Source organism: Paenibacillus vulneris (assembly GCF_039543185.1).
In the GTDB taxonomy this organism is placed as follows: Bacteria; Bacillota; Bacilli; order Paenibacillales; family NBRC-103111; genus Paenibacillus_S; species Paenibacillus_S vulneris.
Genome location: NZ_BAABJG010000006.1, coordinates 867,422 through 888,114 on the forward strand (window position 1 = coordinate 867,422; position 20,693 = coordinate 888,114).

Annotated in this window: 13 protein-coding genes; 1 reads left to right on the forward strand and 12 read right to left on the reverse strand. The window is 49.4% G+C overall.

Going from position 1 to position 20,693, the window contains the following annotated elements; genetic code table 11:
- Positions 1 to 7: 7 nt before the first annotated feature.
- The 7 genes from ABEA66_RS09420 to ABEA66_RS09450 form a co-directional block, all read right to left on the reverse strand.
- Positions 8 to 4,474, reverse strand: coding sequence for an S-layer homology domain-containing protein (locus tag ABEA66_RS09420; protein WP_345587354.1), 4,467 nt, complete (start codon positions 4,472 to 4,474; stop codon positions 8 to 10).
- 365 nt (positions 4,475 to 4,839) lie between these two features.
- A complete protein-coding gene (locus tag ABEA66_RS09425; protein WP_345587355.1) occupies positions 4,840 to 7,089 on the reverse strand; it encodes a cellulose biosynthesis cyclic di-GMP-binding regulatory protein BcsB in 2,250 nt (749 codons plus the stop codon).
- 34 nt (positions 7,090 to 7,123) lie between these two features.
- Positions 7,124 to 8,401 carry a glycosyltransferase family 2 protein gene (locus ABEA66_RS09430; protein ID WP_345587356.1) on the reverse strand — a complete coding sequence of 426 codons (1,278 nt, stop codon included), beginning with the start codon at positions 8,399 to 8,401 and terminating at the stop codon, positions 7,124 to 7,126.
- Positions 8,394 to 10,184, reverse strand: coding sequence for a DUF2334 domain-containing protein (locus ABEA66_RS09435; protein WP_345587357.1), 1,791 nt, complete (start codon positions 10,182 to 10,184; stop codon positions 8,394 to 8,396). The genes ABEA66_RS09430 and ABEA66_RS09435 overlap by 8 nt, the downstream gene beginning before the upstream one ends.
- Positions 10,150 to 11,004, reverse strand: a complete 855-nt coding sequence (locus ABEA66_RS09440; RefSeq protein WP_345587358.1) for a GGDEF domain-containing protein — start codon at positions 11,002 to 11,004, stop codon at positions 10,150 to 10,152. Before ABEA66_RS09440 ends, ABEA66_RS09435 begins: the two co-directional genes overlap by 35 nt.
- The gene (locus ABEA66_RS09445) at positions 10,985 to 12,139 is read right to left on the reverse strand and encodes a glycosyl hydrolase family 8 (RefSeq protein WP_345587359.1); all 1,155 of its coding nucleotides are present in this window, start codon (positions 12,137 to 12,139) and stop codon (positions 10,985 to 10,987) included. The genes ABEA66_RS09440 and ABEA66_RS09445 overlap by 20 nt, the downstream gene beginning before the upstream one ends.
- 172 nt (positions 12,140 to 12,311) lie before the next feature.
- Positions 12,312 to 13,325, reverse strand: a complete 1,014-nt coding sequence (locus ABEA66_RS09450) for an HD-GYP domain-containing protein (RefSeq protein WP_345587360.1) — start codon at positions 13,323 to 13,325, stop codon at positions 12,312 to 12,314.
- Between the two features lie 341 nt (positions 13,326 to 13,666).
- Here ABEA66_RS09450 and ABEA66_RS09455 point away from each other — a divergent pair, with 341 nt between their 5' ends.
- Positions 13,667 to 14,809: a response regulator gene (locus ABEA66_RS09455; protein ID WP_345587361.1), complete on the forward strand. Its 1,143-nt coding sequence runs from the start codon at positions 13,667 to 13,669 to the stop codon at positions 14,807 to 14,809.
- Positions 14,810 to 14,884: 75 nt separating this feature from the next.
- On the opposite strand, the gene ABEA66_RS09460 is transcribed toward ABEA66_RS09455, so the two are convergent.
- The 5 genes from ABEA66_RS09460 to ABEA66_RS09480 form a co-directional block, all read right to left on the reverse strand.
- Positions 14,885 to 15,259, reverse strand: coding sequence for a response regulator (locus ABEA66_RS09460; RefSeq protein ID WP_345587362.1), 375 nt, complete (start codon positions 15,257 to 15,259; stop codon positions 14,885 to 14,887).
- A gap of 78 nt (positions 15,260 to 15,337) precedes the next feature.
- A complete protein-coding gene (locus tag ABEA66_RS09465) occupies positions 15,338 to 16,405 on the reverse strand; it encodes an LLM class flavin-dependent oxidoreductase (RefSeq protein WP_345587363.1) in 1,068 nt (355 codons plus the stop codon).
- A gap of 166 nt (positions 16,406 to 16,571) precedes the next feature.
- Positions 16,572 to 18,041 carry a diguanylate cyclase domain-containing protein gene (locus ABEA66_RS09470; protein ID WP_345587364.1) on the reverse strand — a complete coding sequence of 490 codons (1,470 nt, stop codon included), beginning with the start codon at positions 18,039 to 18,041 and terminating at the stop codon, positions 16,572 to 16,574.
- 307 nt (positions 18,042 to 18,348) lie between these two features.
- Positions 18,349 to 19,929, reverse strand: a complete 1,581-nt coding sequence (locus ABEA66_RS09475) for a sensor histidine kinase (protein ID WP_345587365.1) — start codon at positions 19,927 to 19,929, stop codon at positions 18,349 to 18,351.
- The gene (locus tag ABEA66_RS09480) at positions 19,922 to 20,614 is read right to left on the reverse strand and encodes a response regulator transcription factor (protein WP_079911962.1); all 693 of its coding nucleotides are present in this window, start codon (positions 20,612 to 20,614) and stop codon (positions 19,922 to 19,924) included. The genes ABEA66_RS09475 and ABEA66_RS09480 overlap by 8 nt, the downstream gene beginning before the upstream one ends.
- Between the last annotated feature and the right edge of the window lie 79 nt (positions 20,615 to 20,693).

The following is a 20,693-nucleotide window of genomic DNA, read 5'->3' on the forward strand; positions in this document are numbered from 1 at the left end:
TGTTTCTTTATTGCACATCATCTGCAAGCTTGCTCTTCCAAGCTTCGCTTCCGTTCTGATTGCGGGTGGATTCGTGGGAAATCGTTGCTTCCTGCACGTCACCAAAGCCCCAATGGCTTTCCGGAACATCCGGGAATACGACCTCGGTACCTTGGAGAGGACCGCGGTACAGCATACGGTTAATCATCGTTACCGCTTCAACCCTGCGGATGCTGTCGTTCGGTTTGAACGAACCGTCTTGATAGCCTGCAAGGAACTTACCACGGTACAATTGCTCAATAGCATTAGCAGCCCAGTGGCCTTCCGTATCCTGGAAGTGATACTCCGTCGGCGACGCAGCACTTAATTTCAGGAAGCGAGCCATAACGGACGCCAGCTCTCCGCGGGACACCTGAGCTTCCGGACGGAAGCTTCCGTCTTCGAAGCCGCTGAAGTAACCATGCTTCGTAGCAATCTTGATGTAGTTAGCCGCCCAGTGGCTCTCTTGAACATCGTTATAAGCCAAAGCGTCATTCACGTTCACATTTTCCGTTAATCTCGCAACGATAGCTGCCAGCTCAGCGCGTGTCAGCGTGTTGTCCGGATGGAATTTGCCATCTGGGTAACCGAGAATATAACGTTGGTGCTTAAGATCACCGAAGCGGTCGGAGAATACTTTCACCTTCACTGCGGAATCTGCTTTTACATCCGTTGTTCCGTTCACTGCAAATTGACCGGAAAGGTCGAACTCTGCGTCAGCCGCTGTCAGAAGACCCCATTTCAATACTACCTTGAAGCTTCCGTCTTGTCCGGCAGGCAAATCGGAGATGTTCCATGTGATCTTGTCGCCGTTAACCGTACCACCGCCAGCGCTCACCACTTCCGCCCCTTTAGGGATGTTAAAGGTGATTACGCCGTTCATCGAAGAAGTAGTAGGGTTTTTATAGTCGATCGTAACCGTAGATTGTTCGCCTTCCTTGACCATGTTTTTGTCAACCGTCAGGTTTAAGGATGGTTGTGTAACCGGTGGCACGTAGCTGGAGCCGCCGCCTCCGGAGCTACGGCGATCCGAAGAAGGAATTCTGCGCATAGCGAAATCCAAGCCAATGACATCTTGTCCTACATGGATGATGCCGTCTTTGATATAGCTGGTTGAGCCATTAGCTGCCTCTACGTTCGGTTTGGCATCCAAAGTGTTGTAATTGATATAACCCGGTTTGGAAGCAACAATGTAGTAATCTCCATCCGGATAAACCATCCAGGCATACTGTCCGAATGCATCCGTTATTTGCGGGTTATGGTTTTTATTCGGTGCAAAATCTGGCAGCTCTGGCAAGCTTACTTCGGTATGAGCTGTACGGCCTTTTTGTTTGTTCAGCTCTGTATCCGCCCAGTACAGCTTCGTAGTAACCCCTTCAAGAACTTGTCCGGTGTACGCATCGGTAACCACACCGAATGGGTCGATCAAGGAATAGACAACGCCCAATTCCCCGTTCTTGTTTACTTTCACTGTTGTCGATGGTCCGGCTAATAATGTTCCGTTCGGTGCTTTAATTTGGTACGTAATTTTATATTCGCCTTGTGGTATGTCGGCCAATTCGAAATTACCTTCTGCATTTAGCGGAAGTGTAGTCTTAAAGGAATTGCCGTTCAAGCCTTCTACCAGCACGCTTACATTTCCGTTTCCGAACAGGCTGCCTACGTTTGGCTGCGAGTTCGATCCGGAAGAAGCAACGAACAATACACCACTGATTTTGTTGGCAGAGTCAACCTTTTGGCCAACGCCGCTTAATGGACCTACAACTGCTGTTTGTGTTTGCTTCAGAGTGACGGTTCGGTTGCCGATTTGCACCGGTGTCTCGATATTCATCGTGTACGTGAAGTCACCACGAGGAACAGGGATGACATAAGAACCGTCCGGTCCTGTCGTTACTGTCGAGTTAAAATCGATTACGCCGTCGCCGTCAAAATCAGCTGTTACTGCAACGGTTGCTCCGGCAGCAGGCTTGCCTGTCACTTGGTCCATAACGAACCCGGTTACGGCAGCAGGCATATACGTCATATTAACGCTTTGCTGTTGAGACAATCCGGACTTCGCGTCGGTTGCCGTTGCGGTAATAACTTCGCTAACAGGGATAATGCCTTGCAGAGCCGGCACTGTATATTCCGCAGAAGCTATACCTTGATCATTCGTCATTACTGTAATATCGCCAGTAGAGCCATTGCCAAAATGGAATGTAACCGGTACTCCGGCAACAGGCTCGCCGTTTGGAGAAGTTGCTTTGGCGTTCAATGTCACCTTGGTGTTGCCGTCGGCTACAACAGTCTCAGGCGAAGTGCTGAAGGTCAGGTTGAATGCAGGAGCCTGATCTTGTACCACAATCGTTTGAGTTGTCGTCTTGCCGTCAAAGGTAACCGTAATAGTCGTTGTTCCCGGAGCTTTGGCTGTAATCAAGCCATTAGCATCCACTGTAGCAACAGCCGGATTCGAGGAGCTGTACGTTGCTTGCTTCGTTACATCCTTAACGCTCTCATCCAGATACACTGCGCTTGCTTTGGTTTGTTTAGTTGTTCCTGTTACGAGAATAGCATTTGCCGGATCCACGAGCAGATCACGCAAGGTTGTTGTCGTTGCGCCCGATTCGCCGGATGGCTTGGATTCGATGCCATTGCTAACCGCACTCACGGTAAATTTGTGCTCTGATCCAGGCGTCAATCCGATTGCTTTATACTGAGTATCCGTGATGCCGGATGCAATTAATTTGCCGTTATCGTAGATGTTGTAGGCTTGCGCTCCCGGGACCGCATTCCATACAATCGTCGCTTCGGTGGAAGTTACGTCCTTGGTAGCAACTCCAGTCGGTGCAGCAATAGGTACCGTAACGGTTGCTTGAACCTTCTTACCGTTATATACGGCTTCGATAACTGTAGTTCCTGCTCCGATCGCTGTAACCAGCCCGTCCGGTCCTACCGTTGCGACAGTTTTGTTTGTCGAAGTAAAGGTGGATTGATTCGTTACATCTGTCTTGCTTCCGTCAGAATAGACGGTGGAAACTACCGTTTGATGTGTAGAGCCTACCGGCAGTGTATATTGAGGGGTATCGATAGCAACCCCCACTGGAATAGGCAGCGTTACGCTGTTGGAAGGAAGAGATTCAGCAATGCCTTCCGCGTTATTCGTTACAGCAGTAACGGTAAATGTTGCGAATTCTCCTGGTGTAAGCCCTGTTACATTATAAGTAGCTCCTGTAACATTCGTCGCAAGCAAAACACCGTCTTTATATACGTTGTAGTAAGTTGCGCCGGTTACCGTGCTCCACTTCAGCGTGTTCGCCGTTTGAGCCGTCGTTCCCGTAGCAAGGTTCGTCGGTGCAGGAGGAATTTTCACGGTTGCGTAAGCACCGCCGACAGCAATCGCCGTAATGTCGCTAGGTGGATTGCTTCCGAAGTCTACTACAATACTTGCTTGACCGTTGTTGTCCGCTTGCGCAGGCACGTCTCCTTGGGGAGTTTTGAAGGTAAGCGGAGCATCAGGTACAGGCTTACCATCTACGTCATACATGGTTGCGATTACGTTATATTTTCCAGGCTCACCTGTAGGTACTGCATTCACTTTGACTGTCGTTGGAGCTTGTTTGTACTGATATGTGGTTGTATCAATAGGATCCAACTCGTTTACAAAATACCAGGACAGAATATCATGCGTTTCTGTAGACCCGCCTGTTGAAGCTGTAAAGCCTGCATAAACGCCTGGTTTGCCTGTGAAGATGGTTTCCAGATCGACTCCGCTGGCATTTATCGCTGGCACTTGCGGCCGTGTTTCAGTTTTGCCGATGTAGACCTTCACATTTTGAGAATCTCCATCGTAATCAATCCAAGTATAATAATCATTTCCGTCTGAAAGATTCACACCGAATTTCGTGTTTAAGTCTGCTGCATTTGTATACCAGCCAGCCTTGGTATTACTAACGACGCCATTAACAGCTAAGCCGATATAGTTGTTGGAAGGGTCCCCCAAATTGCCATTTTGATAAGTATCATATTTGACTGCAAAGCTTGGTTTAATTCCGCCGTAGCCAATGCCTTCACCCGTAGCTCCTGCATCGTTAGCCTGAGCCTGAAGAGCGAAAGTAATCCCGTCAGCGGGACTGTCACTCGCGCCGTTGGCATTCAACCGGAATTTAAAGAACGTGCTGAAGGAGTACTTGTTTGTAGATGTGATCATCTTTTTGTTGAACATACTGCCAAACACAGGGCCTACATTCTCTGTTAAACGTATTACCTTCCTGCCCTTGTCGTCTGTAATGTTCTTTGCATTACCATTTAGCTTAAAGAGATTCAACTGTTTCGCATCTGCAAAATCATCATTCTTAAACGTTACCCACTTCGTATCACTCGTGGCCGCATTGGCCTTCAAAGTGAGCGGCTGCATCATGGTGACCATCATGCATAGCATGAGGACCCATGACATCCATTTGGCTTTCTGTCGCTTCATTTTTTTACTCCTTTTTCATATTTCCTCGTTTCTTGAACCCTACCCTCTGTAAACCATGTCCCGATCGCGCTATTACTTCCCTCCCTTCAAAAACCAATATGAAAAGTGCATGTTCATCGTTCCAAATTATACAAGCAAGAACTAAACAAAATCTGAACAAGAATCGCCATGATTCGACTTTTCCTATCGATTTATGGTCCATTTATCCTTAATTTTCAAAAAAAGCGACAAAATAATCCCATAACGTGGGGCCTTGGATCCAATGCCGATTCAGGTACTATGTGGGGAATCCCGGAATTCTTACATTTTTTATAATGCAAAAAACCCGATCAGCATCAAGCCGGGTATCGGGTTTTTGAGCTAGATTATTTAGGACGGCGAAGCAGACGAATAAACAAAATAAGACCCACGATGAACACTACGCCGACCGCAGCAGCCATCCATAACAAGGTACGGTTAGAACCGGGAGAGCTTGCAGGGTTCGATGCAGGCTTGGCTTCCTGCAGCCCCTTGAGGTCGAGTGATAATACCTCATTGGACTTGCTCATGACAACGACCTGACTGGACTTCTGCTCGTTATTTAAAAACTTCAGCATATTGGCATGGATAAACGTATCCTTCGCCTGCTTATTGCTTGCCCCGGCCTGGAATACCGCCAAGACGCGGTCTTTATCCCAAGGGGAAGCTTGAATCCAGGCTGCATACTCCGTCGTTTCATTAATAATATTGGAGGTGACTGCAGCGAACTGGCTGTTGCCCGGGCTCATCAAGAGCTGGTCCTTATAGCTTTGAAGAGCTTGGAAGGAATCCGGATTGCCAACGAGAATGACGTTGTTTCCTTTGAGCTTTTGCTCCAGATCAGGCTGCTGGTCCTGCGCGATTTCAACGGCAGACGACACGGACGAGCCGCTCGTCATATCCCGAATCATGGCCGCCAGTTGGCTTAGCAGAACCCCGTCCGGATCCTTAGGCAGCAAAAATACGGTATGATCCAGACCTTGATCTCCAACAAACGGGGACGGCCAATGCTTGAAGGTCGTTTCCTTCTGAACTTCGTGAGGCAGCTGAAGCGAGCTGCTCTTATCTATAAAGATCCATTTGCCGTTATCGGTCTTGGGTCCGCACACGTTATGCGCCTCATTCAAGTGGGCCGTGAACGACATATTCAAGGCATTGCTGTTATTCCCCTTCAAATACGGCGCGAGCGGTATGGGAAGTAGATAGCTGTCGTCCTCTTTCTTGGCTTTGACGATTTCCGAGAAGGAGAACGTTTTGGGGATGTCGTTAATCACTACTGTCAATCCTGCGCTATCCGCTGGTACCGATGCATTTTTGTTTTTGTCGGAGGTATCAACAGCTTCGTTCTGAAGCAGCGGAGACACTCTGACCTTCAGCAGCAGCTGGCTCTCCCCTGTCAGGCTCCAGAAGGGTGGGATGGAATAAGTCAGCCGATCGGAATTAGCACTTGTCTTATCCAGCTTGATATTGGCAAAGCCTAAAGATTCAAAGGTGATAGGCTTCGCTGCATTCGATACATCGGATGCTTTGGGCTGTTCGTTAATCAACAAGTGATTGCCTGCCAGCTGATCGACGTAGTTCTTCTCCGTCAACACGTGAATCTGATCATGAATGACCTTATCGGCAGCTGCGGAGACAAGAAGAACCTGCCGGCTTTCATTATTCGCCTGGTTGGTAACGACGAACGTATCCAGGCTCATCTGCTGATTGCTCACCTGAACGGGACTTTCGGACAGCATTTGCTTGACTGGTCCGTTCCACGAATCGATGCCTCCCATGGCCACCGCCGGAAGCAAACGGTTCTGATTGAGCCATTCGGACTCCGTCAGGACAGGCGCTGCCCGCTTCGTCGACGTCCGGGACGTCAAGTAGGTCGCCAGTTTCATCGCTGCAGAGATGATATCGGCGGAAGGATGGTCCGGAACCAGAACGGCTCCGTACATTTCATCCTGAATCCCCGGCTCTACAAACGGATACGGGTAACTGCTTAATGAATCCGTTGTCCTGTAAGAAGTCGTCGTGTTCAGGAAAATAACCGAGGACCGGTTGATTTTCAACCAATTCGCGGGGTTCTCCTCATCATTGCACAGATCGTTGGAAATGGTGCTGTGCTTTTCAATTGTAATCGTATGAAAGCCGGGGGTAACGTCTTCGCTGCCCAACGGAATTCTGCTGGTCAGACGCGAGCTGGTCTCCTTCGTTAACGGAATGCTTTTGAGCGGCCTTCCATCGATAGAGACCGTTATGGTCGAAGTCGCAGGAAGCAGCAGCTCGGAGTAGCTGATATCCAGATCGATATAGCTGCCGTCGCTTACATCCGCTCTCGGAACGGTATAATACAGCTGCTGGACGCTGTCTACCCGCGTCATGGCAATATTATCGTTCGACAGATGCGTCAAATAGCCGGAGTTGGTGGAAGAAATATTGGAGCTGAACGCAGCCGCTGCTCCGTCGTTCACGTAGGACGACGATATAGTGATTCTGGGGGCTCCCGCCGGATCGGCCGCTTCCGCATAAGGCGCCAAAGGCGGCAGAGCGAGCTGAAGAGCCAGAAGACTGATGCTGCCGTACAACACGGTCTTGCGATAAGCATTCATTCGTATATAAACACCTTTCAATTCTAGAGTGATATCAGGATGTCGCGCCTTCTTGCTTCTTCTTTTGCTGGAAACGCTCGGTTTTGTACCACTTGGTTTCCTGCTTGAAAATGACCCGCTTCATTTCGAGGTAAAGCGCGTAAAGCACGAGAAGGATCCAAAATTGCGAATACGTAAAATACATAAGAGATACGATAAAAAAGTTCCTTGTATTCAGCTCGGTTTTCTCAATGCCCAGAGCTATCATCACTTCTGTGATGTACAGGAAGTAGGCCAGTATCCATAGAATGATCGAGACCATGCCTACCTTCAAATGAAGGTCCGTGAACAGATTGACCACGAATAAGCCGTCCGATACGATAACGCCGAAGAAGAACAGAAAGTACGTAAAGAAAAAGTAAATCAGGTCGAACACGATGCTTTTCCGTTTCAGCGTAAACAGCCTGGACATAAATTTAAGGACAACATACTGGTTGCCCCTGGCCCATCTCGTTCGCTGCTTCCACCATACCTTCCACGTCTCCGGCTCCTGCTCCCAAGTGATCGCCGCAGGGAAGAACCGGATATGGTAGCCCATATTATAGACCCGGATCGTAAGCTCGGTATCCTCCGCCAGGGCCTTCTCGTCCCAGCCGCCCAGCTCCTCGATGATGCTGCGCCTTATGGCGAAATTCGTGCCCGGAATCGTAGCGACCCCGAACCAGAAAAACCGCCCGGCCTGCGCCATCCATTGGAAGCAGATCGTTTCGATATTGATAAAGCGTGTCAGCAGCGTCTGGGCCGCATTAATGACACGGAACTTGCCGACGACGGCACCGGCCTTCGGATCGTTAAGCATCGCGAGCACCAGGTAATACACGGCTTTACGCTCCGGCGTATTATCCGCGTCATACACGACAATAATGTCACCCGTCGCATGCCTGAAGCCATGGTTCAAAGCTCCCGATTTGCCGCCCCCGATATTGGGAGGTCTCAGATGGACGACCTTCAACCGATCATAACGGCTTGCGTAGCTGTCGGCAATCTCGCCGGTTCGATCCTTCGAATTGTCGTCAATAACGATAATTTCAAGCAAATCCTTCGGATATTCGAGCTTCAGCATCGCTTTAATCGTCCGTTCGATCACGACCTCTTCGTTATGCGCCGGAATCAAGACGCTCACCTTGGGCCATTCATACTGCTTCTTCTCCCACTCCGCAATCGGCTTGCGGAAGCGAAGGTAATGCAAATAGCCTCCCTGCATGAGAAACATGTGGTAGAGCAGCATAAGCCAAATAACGGTCAATGAGATGTAGAACAGTAGATTAGCCACTGATGTTTCGCTCCTCGAATAGTTGTTTGCGCAAATTCATTCTCATGCTGATGGTGTAAAGGAAGAACATCAGAACCATGACCGCTACCAGGATCGCAACTCCCCACATAATCAGCTGGACGCCGCCAAGCTTCTTCAGCGTCTTGACCACCTGCTTCGCTTCCGAGCGAGGCGCTGTATTGACATAATGAATTTGTCCTTCCGCATCCGTTGTAATAGTAATGTTCGGCGCTTGGACGGAAGCGTTCATTTTTTTCAAATCCAGCCACTTCAGATTCGGTACCCGCTCCATATGGGAGATGAACGCCTGCAGCTTTCCAAGACCCAGATAAGGGTGATAGAACATGCCCATCATACTGCCTTCAATGAACTGCATCCCTTCTATTTTCCGGTCAAAGTCGGTCTCCGGCGTAAAGGAAGTGTCGTCGTAATATCCGACGGTTTCAGGGAGCAGCGTCATTCCATGCAGAAAGGACGGAGTCGACATGTAGGGGGACTCCCCCATGTTCTCCCAGCTGCTGTTGCTGATCTGTACTTGCCCGAGCAAATAGTTGAAATAGTGGGAAACGATCTCGTAGCCGGTTTGGCTCATCACATAGTGGGGCGCTTCGAATCCTAGCGGATATAAGCCCAGATCCGTCAGCTCCTGAATGCCGCTCACGATTCGGTTATCGATATACTGCTTTTCAAAAGCTTGAAGCTGCTGCATATAGCGGTCGTATTCTTCTTTGGAGGAAAATTCGTGCCTTTTTTTCACCTTCGTGTCCTGGTCCGAAGGACCCCAGATGGGCGTATTGTTAATGACATCCCAGAACTCAAAGCCTTCCCCCGTCTCGGATGCCCTGTATTGGTGCGTATATCCGTGAAGCAGAATGCTTGCTCCCCGTGCTTGAAGGTGACGGAGCACCTCCACAATGGCCGGGGAATCGGATAGATGCACCTGCTGCATCGTTTCCGAATTGGTATAGATCGGGATGAGAGCTATCATGAACGGAATCCCTTTATCCGCCAGGTAGTCCCCGGTCTGCTGCAGCAGCTTGGGATCGGACATGGGGTGAACATCCTCAAGCCGGATGTAGGCCGTGTGCCCGTCCTCCGTCAGCTGCTTGCCGAATAAATCAGCCAGCCCCCGGCTCAAGAACCGGTCAAAGGGGACATAGAAGTTATCCGCAGCATAATAGGCGCTATTTTCATACTGAACGAATAGAGGGAACGCGTCATCGCCTCTCAAGCCGTTGAAAAGCGCCTTCCCGCGGCTTAACGTTACTTGGGTAATAGGATAGTTGGTCTCCAGAAGCTGATACACCGGCTCTTCGGTGGAAGCATCTATCTTGGATATCCGGTTAATATACACATCAGATCCTACCGTCATAAACGAAAACCGGCTGTGAAGCTGCTCCGCATTAGCCCCGACGGCCAAGACCGGGCCTTGAAATTCGGTAATCCATCGCACAACTTCGGGCGATAGGGTTTTCGGGGTGCCTCCGTAATAAGCCAGATGCGTTATGCCCTGCAAATCGCTGCTTGTTACCTCATCGTCCTCTTTTATGACAATGCTTCGGGAGAACTGCCCCAGCAGCAGGTCCAGCAATCGGACCGAGTCATTAACCATGCCGGATTCTGTCGAATAAATAAGCAGCACCTTGGAATCCTGCTGTACTCCGGCGTCCGCAAAGGCTTTGGCAGCGGGGATCATCTGGCATAGCATCGCGGCTAACAGCAAAATGGGAATCAATTTGCGTATGAGATTATTGCGTGTAAGCTTCAAGCTCTTCGTATGCAAGCTGAATCAACTCCGAGTAATCATTGAATTCCTTATCAAAGCTCGACGTTCCGAAGGAGATGGTAATGGTTACTTCTTTCTTCCCGTTCGACAGCTTATGGGATTTCATCTGCTCCTCCATCTTGTCCAGAACGAAATGGACGTTCTCCGATCCGGTATTAAATAAAATGACGGCGAACGTATCGTCCTCCAGCCTGAACTTGCGGTCGCTGATTCGCGTCTGCGTCCACAGCACGTCGGATAACGATTTGATCAAATATTTCTTCTCTTCCTGTCCGTAGAGCCGTTCGTACTCCGCCAAATATTTGAAGCGGATCAGCAAGAGCGTGAACGGCGTCCCCGTTCGGATGGATCGTCTGAATTCTTCCTCAAGCTCGAAGTAGAACCGTTTCTTGTTGTCGAACCCTGTCGCTTCGTCAATCGTGACAAGCTCATCGAATTTACGGTTCATTTCCTTATTCTCGTTCGTTACCGTAGTGGCCCATCTGTGGAGAACGCCTCCTATGATAGAAGCCGCCCCGATAGCGATCATCCAAATAACAATTTCCTGAATCGAGAAGGTTAGGGCTGAAGAGAAGAACGCGTCCCAGAGCAGTACGCTTCCTAGCACGAACATCGCCGCCAGACTAAGACCGAGCCCGAATAACAGGCCGCCCAGCAGACTTGTCATCAGAATGATAAGGGCACTGGCGAACAGCGTCATTATCGTCCACGGGATTTGCTTGAACCCTGTTACATACAGGCACAGCGCAATAATGAACAGAAAGAAGCAGGCCTGCATGAGAAAAAAGGTTTTGGGCTTATTGTAAAATCCTCGCATTATAAAGCTTCCTTTCTGCTAACAAGGGAACAAGGTTATCAAAAATATGGGTGTCCGTTTTCTGGTAATCTATGTAGCCTCCATAGTATTCGCTCTCCGGATTTAACGTCTGGAAACGAATCATACGGTAATACAGATCCTTCGCAAGCACACTGTCGTTATGCTCCATAGCGCACAAGATAGCTAACCCGTACACCGAAGGTGACTCGTACTCCACCGACCGCTGCTTCGTCTCTATATCATATTTTCCGTACAGCACATGATCGTTCTCAAAGGCCTCCTTAAGGAACGCCCAGAATTCCGAATCCTTCTGTCCAAACTTGGCACGAGAATATTCGACAAAGAGCTGATCCAGCAGGTTCACCTGATCGTGGAATTCAAACCGCTCCTCATCAATATGGTAATTGAACGGATAAAAACCGTTTTGCACAGGCAAATCGACCATGAAGGACTTCGTCTTCTGGAACAGGTCTTCGCTGATCTTGCTGTGCTCGTAAAGGCTGGTGATAGCCGTCGCATCCAGGTAAGGCAGCGTAATGACATTGCTTGGCCATTTCTTCTCATAATCATAGAAATCCCGGAAGGTGCCGTTAACCACCTGCTTGCTTGTCACGCTTTTCGTAATCGTATCGGCCATCGTCTTGAAATCCGCATCCTGCCATTTGGCGGCTGCACTGTACAGCGAGTAGGCGATCCGCAAATCATCGACAAGCGCATTCGTTGTCGCCGGCGTATTCGAAGGTCCGACCTTCCAGGCGATCCAGCCGTCCGGCTTCATAAACGTGGTCTTAACAAGCTCTGCGTTTTGACGGAACAGCTTCAGATCCCCCTTCTCCAATGCATATTGAAGCCAGAACCCCATGGACTCGGATAAAGCATCGTGCCCAGCGGCCGTATGTGCATTTGTGGATTCATTGGCCTTCATATAAGTCCGCAGCGTCCCGTTTTCATTCAACATATGAGATTGAATGAACTGCTCTCCGGGAAGCAGCCGTACCCGTTCCACAGCTTCATTGCTTTGAGAGTTCACATCCGGAACCGCCTTATATTTATTATCGATAGGTAAAAGCATGTAGACCGCCATTGCAGCCAGAACAACACTAGTACTCCATAGGCTCTTTTTCAAAAACGACACAGCCTGCCTCCTGAATGAAAATATTGTCGAATCATAGGATATTTCAATGGATAATATCATTTAATTAGGCTTTAAGACCTAATTCTACCATATCCAACCTCTCGGAACAAACTAATATCCTGTGACGACATCATGTAAAATAAGGAATACAATCCTTATATATCCTTTTCCGTTACCAAGCTAAAATCTCCCGGATTTGCAAGCTGCTCTCCCTGCTCAAATCGATGAATTCCTCTTCTATCTTTACGAGGGGGGCCTCCATATGATGCGGATTCAAGTAGACTACCTCGGCTACTCTTCCATCCGTGAGCACAACCTGCTTCCCCACCAATCGTCGGATCATATTATCGACAAAAAGCGATATGATCTTAGGATCGAGCTCTCCGAACTTACCCCGCTGCATTTGACTGACGATTTCATAGAAAGGGAGCGGTTCATGATAGGGACGTTTTGAGGACATCGCATGAAAAATGTCGGCAACGGCCACAATCGAACTTAGCAGATCGATCTTGGGCTTTTGGAGTCCGAACGGATAGCCTCTTCCGTCTTCTCGTTCATGATGCTGCAGGGCGACAAGGGCGATTCGGTGGCTTATTCCTCTCGTATCCCTAAGCATTTCGTAGCCGAAAATCGTATGCTTCTTCACCAGCTCATATTCATCATCCGTTAATTTGTCGGGCTTGTTCAAAATTTCATCAGGGATTTTCACCTTCCCTATATCATGCAGCGTAGCTGCAAGCGACAGGTTCGCAAGCTCCGGCTCGCTTAAATTCATCCAGCGGCCAATCAAGGTCGAAAGCACGCCCACTCCGATATTATGCTGGTAGGTATAATCATCCTTGGCCTTGACCAGCTCAAATAATTGAAAGAGATTATCTCGCTCCGCTATCTGCCGGATCGCCGGCAAGATTTCCTTTCTAATTTCGATCACGGGAATTTTGCGCGAGCGCTTGATCGATACTATCAATTCCTTGGATACGGCTACCGTTTGTTCCAACAGCGCGGCGGCTTCTCCGTCCTCTTCGGGCAAGGTCAGGTCCACAACGGCAATATGCTCCAGCGGGATTCTGTGATTCGACAGCACGGTCAAAGCTTCGTGATCAATGATAGTCCGGGCAGGCAGAACCGTAGCACCGTAGGCGTTTATAATATCGTGCTTTACTTGTTTCCCTATCAGATGTTCCATACATGACCTCCACGAAGCTTCCTCATCCCCTTACGATCCTTTAGGCATTATCATAGAATGCCGCAGATCTTCACTATAGCATCGGACACTAAACAAATTCTGAACAAAAATGACAATATCAGATAAAATTCGACTTCCGCAAGATCGGATTGTCTCAGTATTGAAAGGACTATAGACCTAAAACTTGGGTAACCGCACAAAATATTCCACCCCTTATATCATTCGACATGCATGTTTATTTTTAGACTTCGTTTGTACAGTTTTTGTACAGTTCCATGAGATAGAATATAGGGCAGCTGCTCAAGATGTATTTGCAAACATGAGGAAGGGGTTTTTCAGACATGCGAGCCATACTGGTTGACGATGAACGGCTGTCGCTCCAATACTTAAAGAAAATGCTGGAGTGTGATGTAGGTACCGTTGAAGTCGTGGGGGCCTATTCCGATCCGTATCAAGTATTGGAAAACGCACGAATGCTGCAGCCCGACGCTGCTTTTTTAGATATCCATATGCCCGAAATCGACGGCCTTCGACTGGGTGCACAATTGCAAAAGTCGGTTCCCGGCATCCAGCTCGTATTTGTAACGGGATACGAACACTGCGCGCTTGAGGCTTTTGAGCTTCATGCATTGGATTATATTATGAAGCCGGTCCGGCTGGAGCGGTTGAAGCAAACCGTGAGTCGCTTGAAGGAGAGAGAGGCTGGGGACCAAGAGCGCTTCAGTGAACCGGAGCCGCCGGTCCTTTGCTGCTTTAACAAGCTCCGCTATCAATGGCCCGGACAAGCCCCCAAGACCATCGAGTGGCGCAACGATAAAGCGGAGGAGCTGTTCGCCTATCTGCTGCATCATCGGAACCGGGTGGCCGGTACAAGCGAGCTGATTCAGCTGCTGTGGCCAGAGCTTGAGCCATCCAGAGCGGCTCAACAGCTGTACATCATGCTGGATCACGTTCGAGAGGCTTTGAGAAGCAGTCCATTGGATGGGGTCACCCTAACATGCGGGGATTCGGAAGGCGGCTGTATGCTGTCGATTGGGAACGTGCGACTGGAGACAGAGGAGTGGGAGCGAAAGCTGAAGCAGCTTGGAGACCTTACCGTTCAGTCTTTAGCGGATTACGAGGATGTGCTGAAGCGATACGCAGGCCATTACCATGCAAATCCAGACTACGTATGGGCCCGGCAAGAACGGGAGCGGCTTAAGCGGCTTTGGCTGGAGCATGCCGGAAGATTAAGCCGCTATTATGTGGAGCAGGGGGATATAAGGAAGGCCGTTCGGGTTCAACAGCGCATCCAGCAGCTTCTGCCTGACGACGCTGCAAGCTATTTCAGCTTGATGAAGCTGTATGATACACTAGGCTTTGCCGGAAGTGTGGAGGTGCAGTATTGGATGCTGACCTCCAAAAAGATGGTGATGGATGCAGCCTTACAGCGGAGCGTCACCGAATGGTATAACCGGTGGAGACTCCGGTCGTTACTCCAATGAGCTGCGAAGGATAAGAGGTCGCGGTTGCGGCACGTGACTGCGGATTACTTCGATTACGGCTGAGAGGGTTGAGCGCTATTCGACGCCGGCCGCCGAATAGCGCTCAACCCTCTCCTTCAAATCCTCCAAGTCGAAAGGCTTCTCTAAGTAATCGACGGCACCCAGGGCCATGCATTCTTCATAATGATCCTCGTAAGAAGTCATCATAATGACCTTGGCACGTGGGTTAAGGGTCATCAACTCCTGTAAAGTCTCGATGCCGTCCAAGCCGCCGGGAAATTTGATGTCCAGCAGAACGATATCCGGGGATGCCTCGGTGAACAGGGTTATCCCCTTCCTCCCGTTCTCGGCGAGGAGCACGTTGAAGCCCATTTCGGTAAAGGTCTTCTGCATAAATACTCTAATTCCATTTTGATCGTCAATGACAAGCATGGTTCTATTTCCATTCATTTCCATTGAATTCCTTTCGTCTTCTGATAGCTTCATCGTATCATTGCCGAAGTCGAAAAGGAATCCCGCCCGTTAGTCTTAATTAATCGCAGGCTGAGGCCTCCGTGAATCCTTATTCCAGACTGTGCTTGGAATTTCTCTTCGCAGCACAGGCATAATGTCCTCCGCAAACCGCTCCAGCTGCTCCTTCTGTTCAGCTTCGGTCAAGCCGTCTACACTGATGCTCAGCACCTGATTCCCATAGGCGGCGTGATAGTTCAGGATCTTCTCGATGACGAAATCCTTGCTGCCGACAAGGGCGGGACCGTTCTTGATATTATCCTCCAGATCCTTGAAGGGGGATTGGTTATGCTGAGCGGAGGCTGTAGAAGTAAAAGCATCATAGTAGGGGCGGTACCGCCGGACCGCTTCCTCCGAGGTATCGGCCAAATAAAGTCTTCCGGCTCCCGCGCCGACTACCGCTTTCTGCGGGTCATGACCGTAATAGGCGAGCCGCTCGCGATAATGATCGATCAATGCCTTATATTTGGCTTTCGGATGGAACGTATTCGACGAGAAAATCGGCTCGCCGTACTGTGCAGCCAGCTCCGTGGACCGCGTGCTTGATGCACTGCCGTGCCAGACGGGGATGGACGACTGGTAGGGTCGTGGCTCGGTCGTTACATGGTGAAGCGGCGCACGGTAGCGCCCTTCCCAGGTTACGTTCTCCTCGTTCCATAACCGCTTGAGAAGCGCGTACCGTTCGGCAAGCGAATCCCACTGCTCCTCCTCCTTTACTCCAAAAAGCGGGTAATGACGCGGATCGTTCCCTTTACCGATAATCAGCTCCAGCCTTCCCACGGATAAATGGTCGAGCGTCGCATAATCCTCGGCGACTCGCACCGGATCCAGTACACTGAGCACCGTGACGGTAGTCAGAAGCCTTATGCTGGACGTCCGTGCCGCGATTGCGGTCAGCACAACCGGAGGCGAGGAGGAGAGAAAAGGCCGCCCGTGCCGTTCGCCAACACCATAAGCTTCAAAGCCAAGCTTCTCGGCAAAAACCGCTTGCTGAAGAACATTGTGAAATTTCTGCTGTGCCGTCCATGTCTCCCCCGTCACTGCATTCGGAATATTCATCATCAGGGTAAAAAGCGCAAATTTCATGGCATCCATCCTCCTACATAAGGCATAATGCAGTTATGCTAAGACCACGAAGCAACACCCTAATTCATATATAACCGACTTGTTTAGTATGGATTATTCATTTCAATGTTAGCACCGTATAGCCCTTGGAGTCTAATAGATCCTTTCTATTCATGAATTGAAAATATCAATGATAAATATCATACCGGTTCTTCCCTTTCTCCTTGGAACGGTACAGCGCAATGTCAGCGCATTTGCACAAGGTATCCTGATCCATTCCATGGTCCGGAGCCAGCGCGATTCCGATGCTGACCGTTACCCGCTCCCCATCCAGTTTGATTTCCCCTGCTGCGGAAGCCTCTATCCCGGCTATAATCCTTGCGGCTATAGCTTCAGTCTGAGCCCTGGTAACGGAAGACAGGATGACGACGAATTCATCCCCTCCCAATCGGATGGCTATATCCTCCTTTCGTATCGTGGTTCGAAGGCATTGGGCTACGCATTTCAATAAATGATCTCCCTTGTCATGCCCCAAGCGATCGTTAACCAGCTTAAAATTATCCAGATCAATCATCAGCAGAGCCGTTATCCCCTTATTTCGGGATAAGGTCGTCGTCAGAAGCTCATCGAAGGCCGCACGATTGCTGAGTCCGGTCAGGCTGTCGTGAAAAGCGAGGTACATCGGCCGGGCCACCCACCTGGAGATGATAAACGAGAGCACAATGGAAATAACCAGCACGCTGATTAATTGAAGGAAAAAGGTAGCCCTGTTTTGAGCGAGGATTGCCTGCAAATCCTTATCGTTGTAGATGATCTCCAGAACCTTGTTCTTTGTCGTGCCTTGATCATACTGGGAGGTATAAAGAACATACCGGTAAATGGCCGTCTGGCCCCTCCATTCCCCTCTCCATTCTGTCGTCTCTCCGGTTTGAAGCGTACGGTCGAACGCCTCCCTCCTCGGTCCTGTAAGCCTGCCGCCGTCGGCAGGCTCTCCCAACGAATAGGCGCCTGTATTCAGAAAATTGATCTTATTCATGGAAGGATATTTTTCAAGCAGTGCCTCGATCGTCCTGAAGAAGCTGAATTGGTCAAATATATTTTCATTTTGCAGCGCATAGCCAAGCTGAATGATATACTTCTTGTCCCGTGTGGCCATGTAGCTGTATTTCTTGATGGCTCCCGTTTTCTGTTCGATATCGATGCCGTCATGGAAAAACTCGCCCGATATCCTCCTTTCCTGCAAGACTTGCGACAGCTTCCTGCAGCAGGCTCCAAAGTCGAGCCCGACATCTTCCTCGAAGCTGCTGTAAATAATCCGGTTCTCGTCATTAATAATATAAATATCGGAGGAGAGCTGCCTCTTAAGAGCGTCGAAATCCCATTGGTCAAAGGAAGGATTCTCATCATATTTATCGAGCAGGTAGATCGTGTTCTCTTTCAGCTGCTCGGCTATATGATCTCCGAATACGAAGTAAGCCTTTTCAACCGTCTCAAGTGCATGGTGAGCCAGCTTCTCATTTTGTTCTACCTGATCCATCTTATTATGAATCGCCTGATCCCTAAGCCGAATATGGTCCGTTATTGCAATCGTACATGAAATCAACACGGCAAACACGATCATGGTGACCGTTAATTTGAATCTGAACCGAGATTTCAACGCTGCCCCTCGCTCTCGCTATCCTCATGAATATGGACATAGTTAAATAAACCCATACCGCATCTGCATGGCTTAAGAATGGACCTTGCACAATGGCAGCTTACGACCGTTCGACAAAAACTGCCATCTTGCGCCATAATTTAGGAGTATGGACCTATACATCTGTTTATTCTATCATATGGAAATGATTTGTAAACTTCATCATGAAAGTTCATGTCGAATGAGGTATTTCCCCGGAAATATGGAAACAACCCGCTCTGGACTGTACCAGTAACGGGTTGTTAGTGACTTTTTTTATTGAAATCTGTCAAAATTCCGGAGCCGCGAGCTTCAGCTTGACATAAAAATGCAGCTGACCGCTGTCCTGCTCGGCCCAGATCGTGCCGTCATGCGATTCCACAATACTCTTGGCAATAGCCAATCCCAGTCCTGAACCTCCTGTGCTTGAAGAGCGAGACGCATCGATTCTGTAGAAACGATCGAACAGCTGCTGCAGCTCCTCATCCGTCAGCATGTCCGACCGATTGCTGAAACGGATGGTCACATAGCGGTGATCCCTGGAGACTTGGACGGTGACGGCGCCCGGCTTCAGGCTGTATTTTACCGCATTCGTAAGCAGGTTCTCAAACACGCGGATCATCTTGTCGACATCGATTCGGACAAACAGCTTTTCCTTCGGAATATTGCGGATGATCGTCAGCTGCTGCTCTTCCGCCATCGTAACGAATTCCTCAAGGAGCTGATCCAATACGTCGTTGATCGGGACGCCTTCTTTAAACAGCGGCACATCGCGGTTGGACAGCTTCGTATATTCGAACAGATCATCAATGAGAGCCTTCAGCTTCTCGGATTTGCTATAGGCGATGCTGACATACCCGGCCGCCTGCTCCGGCGTCTCGTAGCCTTTGTCGTGCAGAAGTCGGAGATACCCCATAATCAGCGTAAGCGGGGTGCGCAAGTCGTGGGAGACATTCGTAATAAGCTCATTCTTCAGCCGCTCATTACGCCGCTCCTCCTCGATCCTGCGCTGCAAATCCTCCACCATGAGATTCATATCCCGGGCCAGGGAGCCGAGCTCATCCTCGCTTCGCTCAATAACACGGTAATCGAGATTGCCAGTAGCGATGATCCGCAATCCCCCCGCCAGCTCTTCTACGTAACGCATTTTTCGCTGTGTCAGGAAGTAGAACAGGAAGATGAACATGGCTATCGCACTTAAGATCGACATGGGGCTTTCCCCTTTCCGATAAGTGATATGCGGCTCGGGGATGGCAGAAACAATCAGATACGATTTTTGGCCTTTATAATTGACAGGATAAAAGCTGGAAAACTCTTTTCGGTTGTAATCATTGTCCGTTCTGGCATTCATCGCATTGCTGATGACATTGTGGATGTCGACATTTGTCTCCGCCACATTGCTGCTGCGGAAGATGACTTTTCCTTCCAGATCGGTGATGAGAATCTTGAATTTCCAACCTTGCGACATCGTTTTTACACACTCTTCAAATTCGGCTTGTCTTGAGGCAGCAGTAGGAACGTCCACCTCAGGTATTTCTTCCAAATGGGGGTCCGGCGAATTTAATTCCCTGGCGAGACTGCGGGCTTCGTTGTCAATATGTTCAATACCGGATTGATAGTCAATGACAGCCTCGCTGCGCATTTCTCCGAACGCCTGGTAGCTAAGTGCATAGGTCAGCGAGGAAGCCAGCAGACAAATACAGAAGGTTAATATCAGCTGCAGACGTATGCTGCGGGTTACATGCCCCATCAGAGTCAGATACAATCTACGGGCAAATACGATAAGCTTGCGGAAAAGGTTAAAGGGAAACCAGGTAAACGGAAACCGGTTTAGCCTGGAGGACGGGTCCAATTCATATCTTCTAATCAACTTTATAGCCAACCCCCCATACGGTTTTTATAAATTTCGGCTTACGCGGATTTTGCTCGATTTTCTCGCGAATTTTGCGGATATGTACCATGACGGTATTGTCCGAGTCAAAATACGCCTCCTTCCAAACCGCCTCGTAGATCTTCTCGATGCTCCACACCATTCCCCGATTGCGGGCCAACAGCTCAAGTATGGCGAATTCCCGCGGGGTAAGCTTCACTTCCTGTCCCTGCACCTTCACTTCATACGTCAGGGTGTTGATCGTCAGCTCATCGACTTCAATCTCATGCTCCTTCTTTGCATGGGGCACGTTCAGCCGGGTGTACCGGCGCAGCTGGGATTTAATCCGGGCAATCAGCTCCAGCGGGTTAAAAGGCTTGCTCAAATAATCGTCCGCTCCTGAAGATAGCCCCCAAATTTTGTCCATGTCCTGGCTCTTGGCGGAGAGCATGATGATCGGCATGTTTTTTTGCTCCCGGATTTTGAGACATGCTTCAATGCCATCCATCCTCGGCATCATGATGTCGAGAACAATCAGATCGACATCCTCCTTCTGCAGCACCTGAAGCGCCTGCTCTCCATCAGAAGCGCGAAGCAGCCTGTATCCTTCGTTTTTCAAATAAATTTCCAGCATGTCAATGATTTCCTTCTCGTCATCGACAAGAAGTATCGTAGATGGGGCCATGGTCCCTTCTCCCTCCGTTTCATTTGTTATCGGTCTATGTCAGCTCATGTAGACGTTTCATCCTGTTAACAACATATCC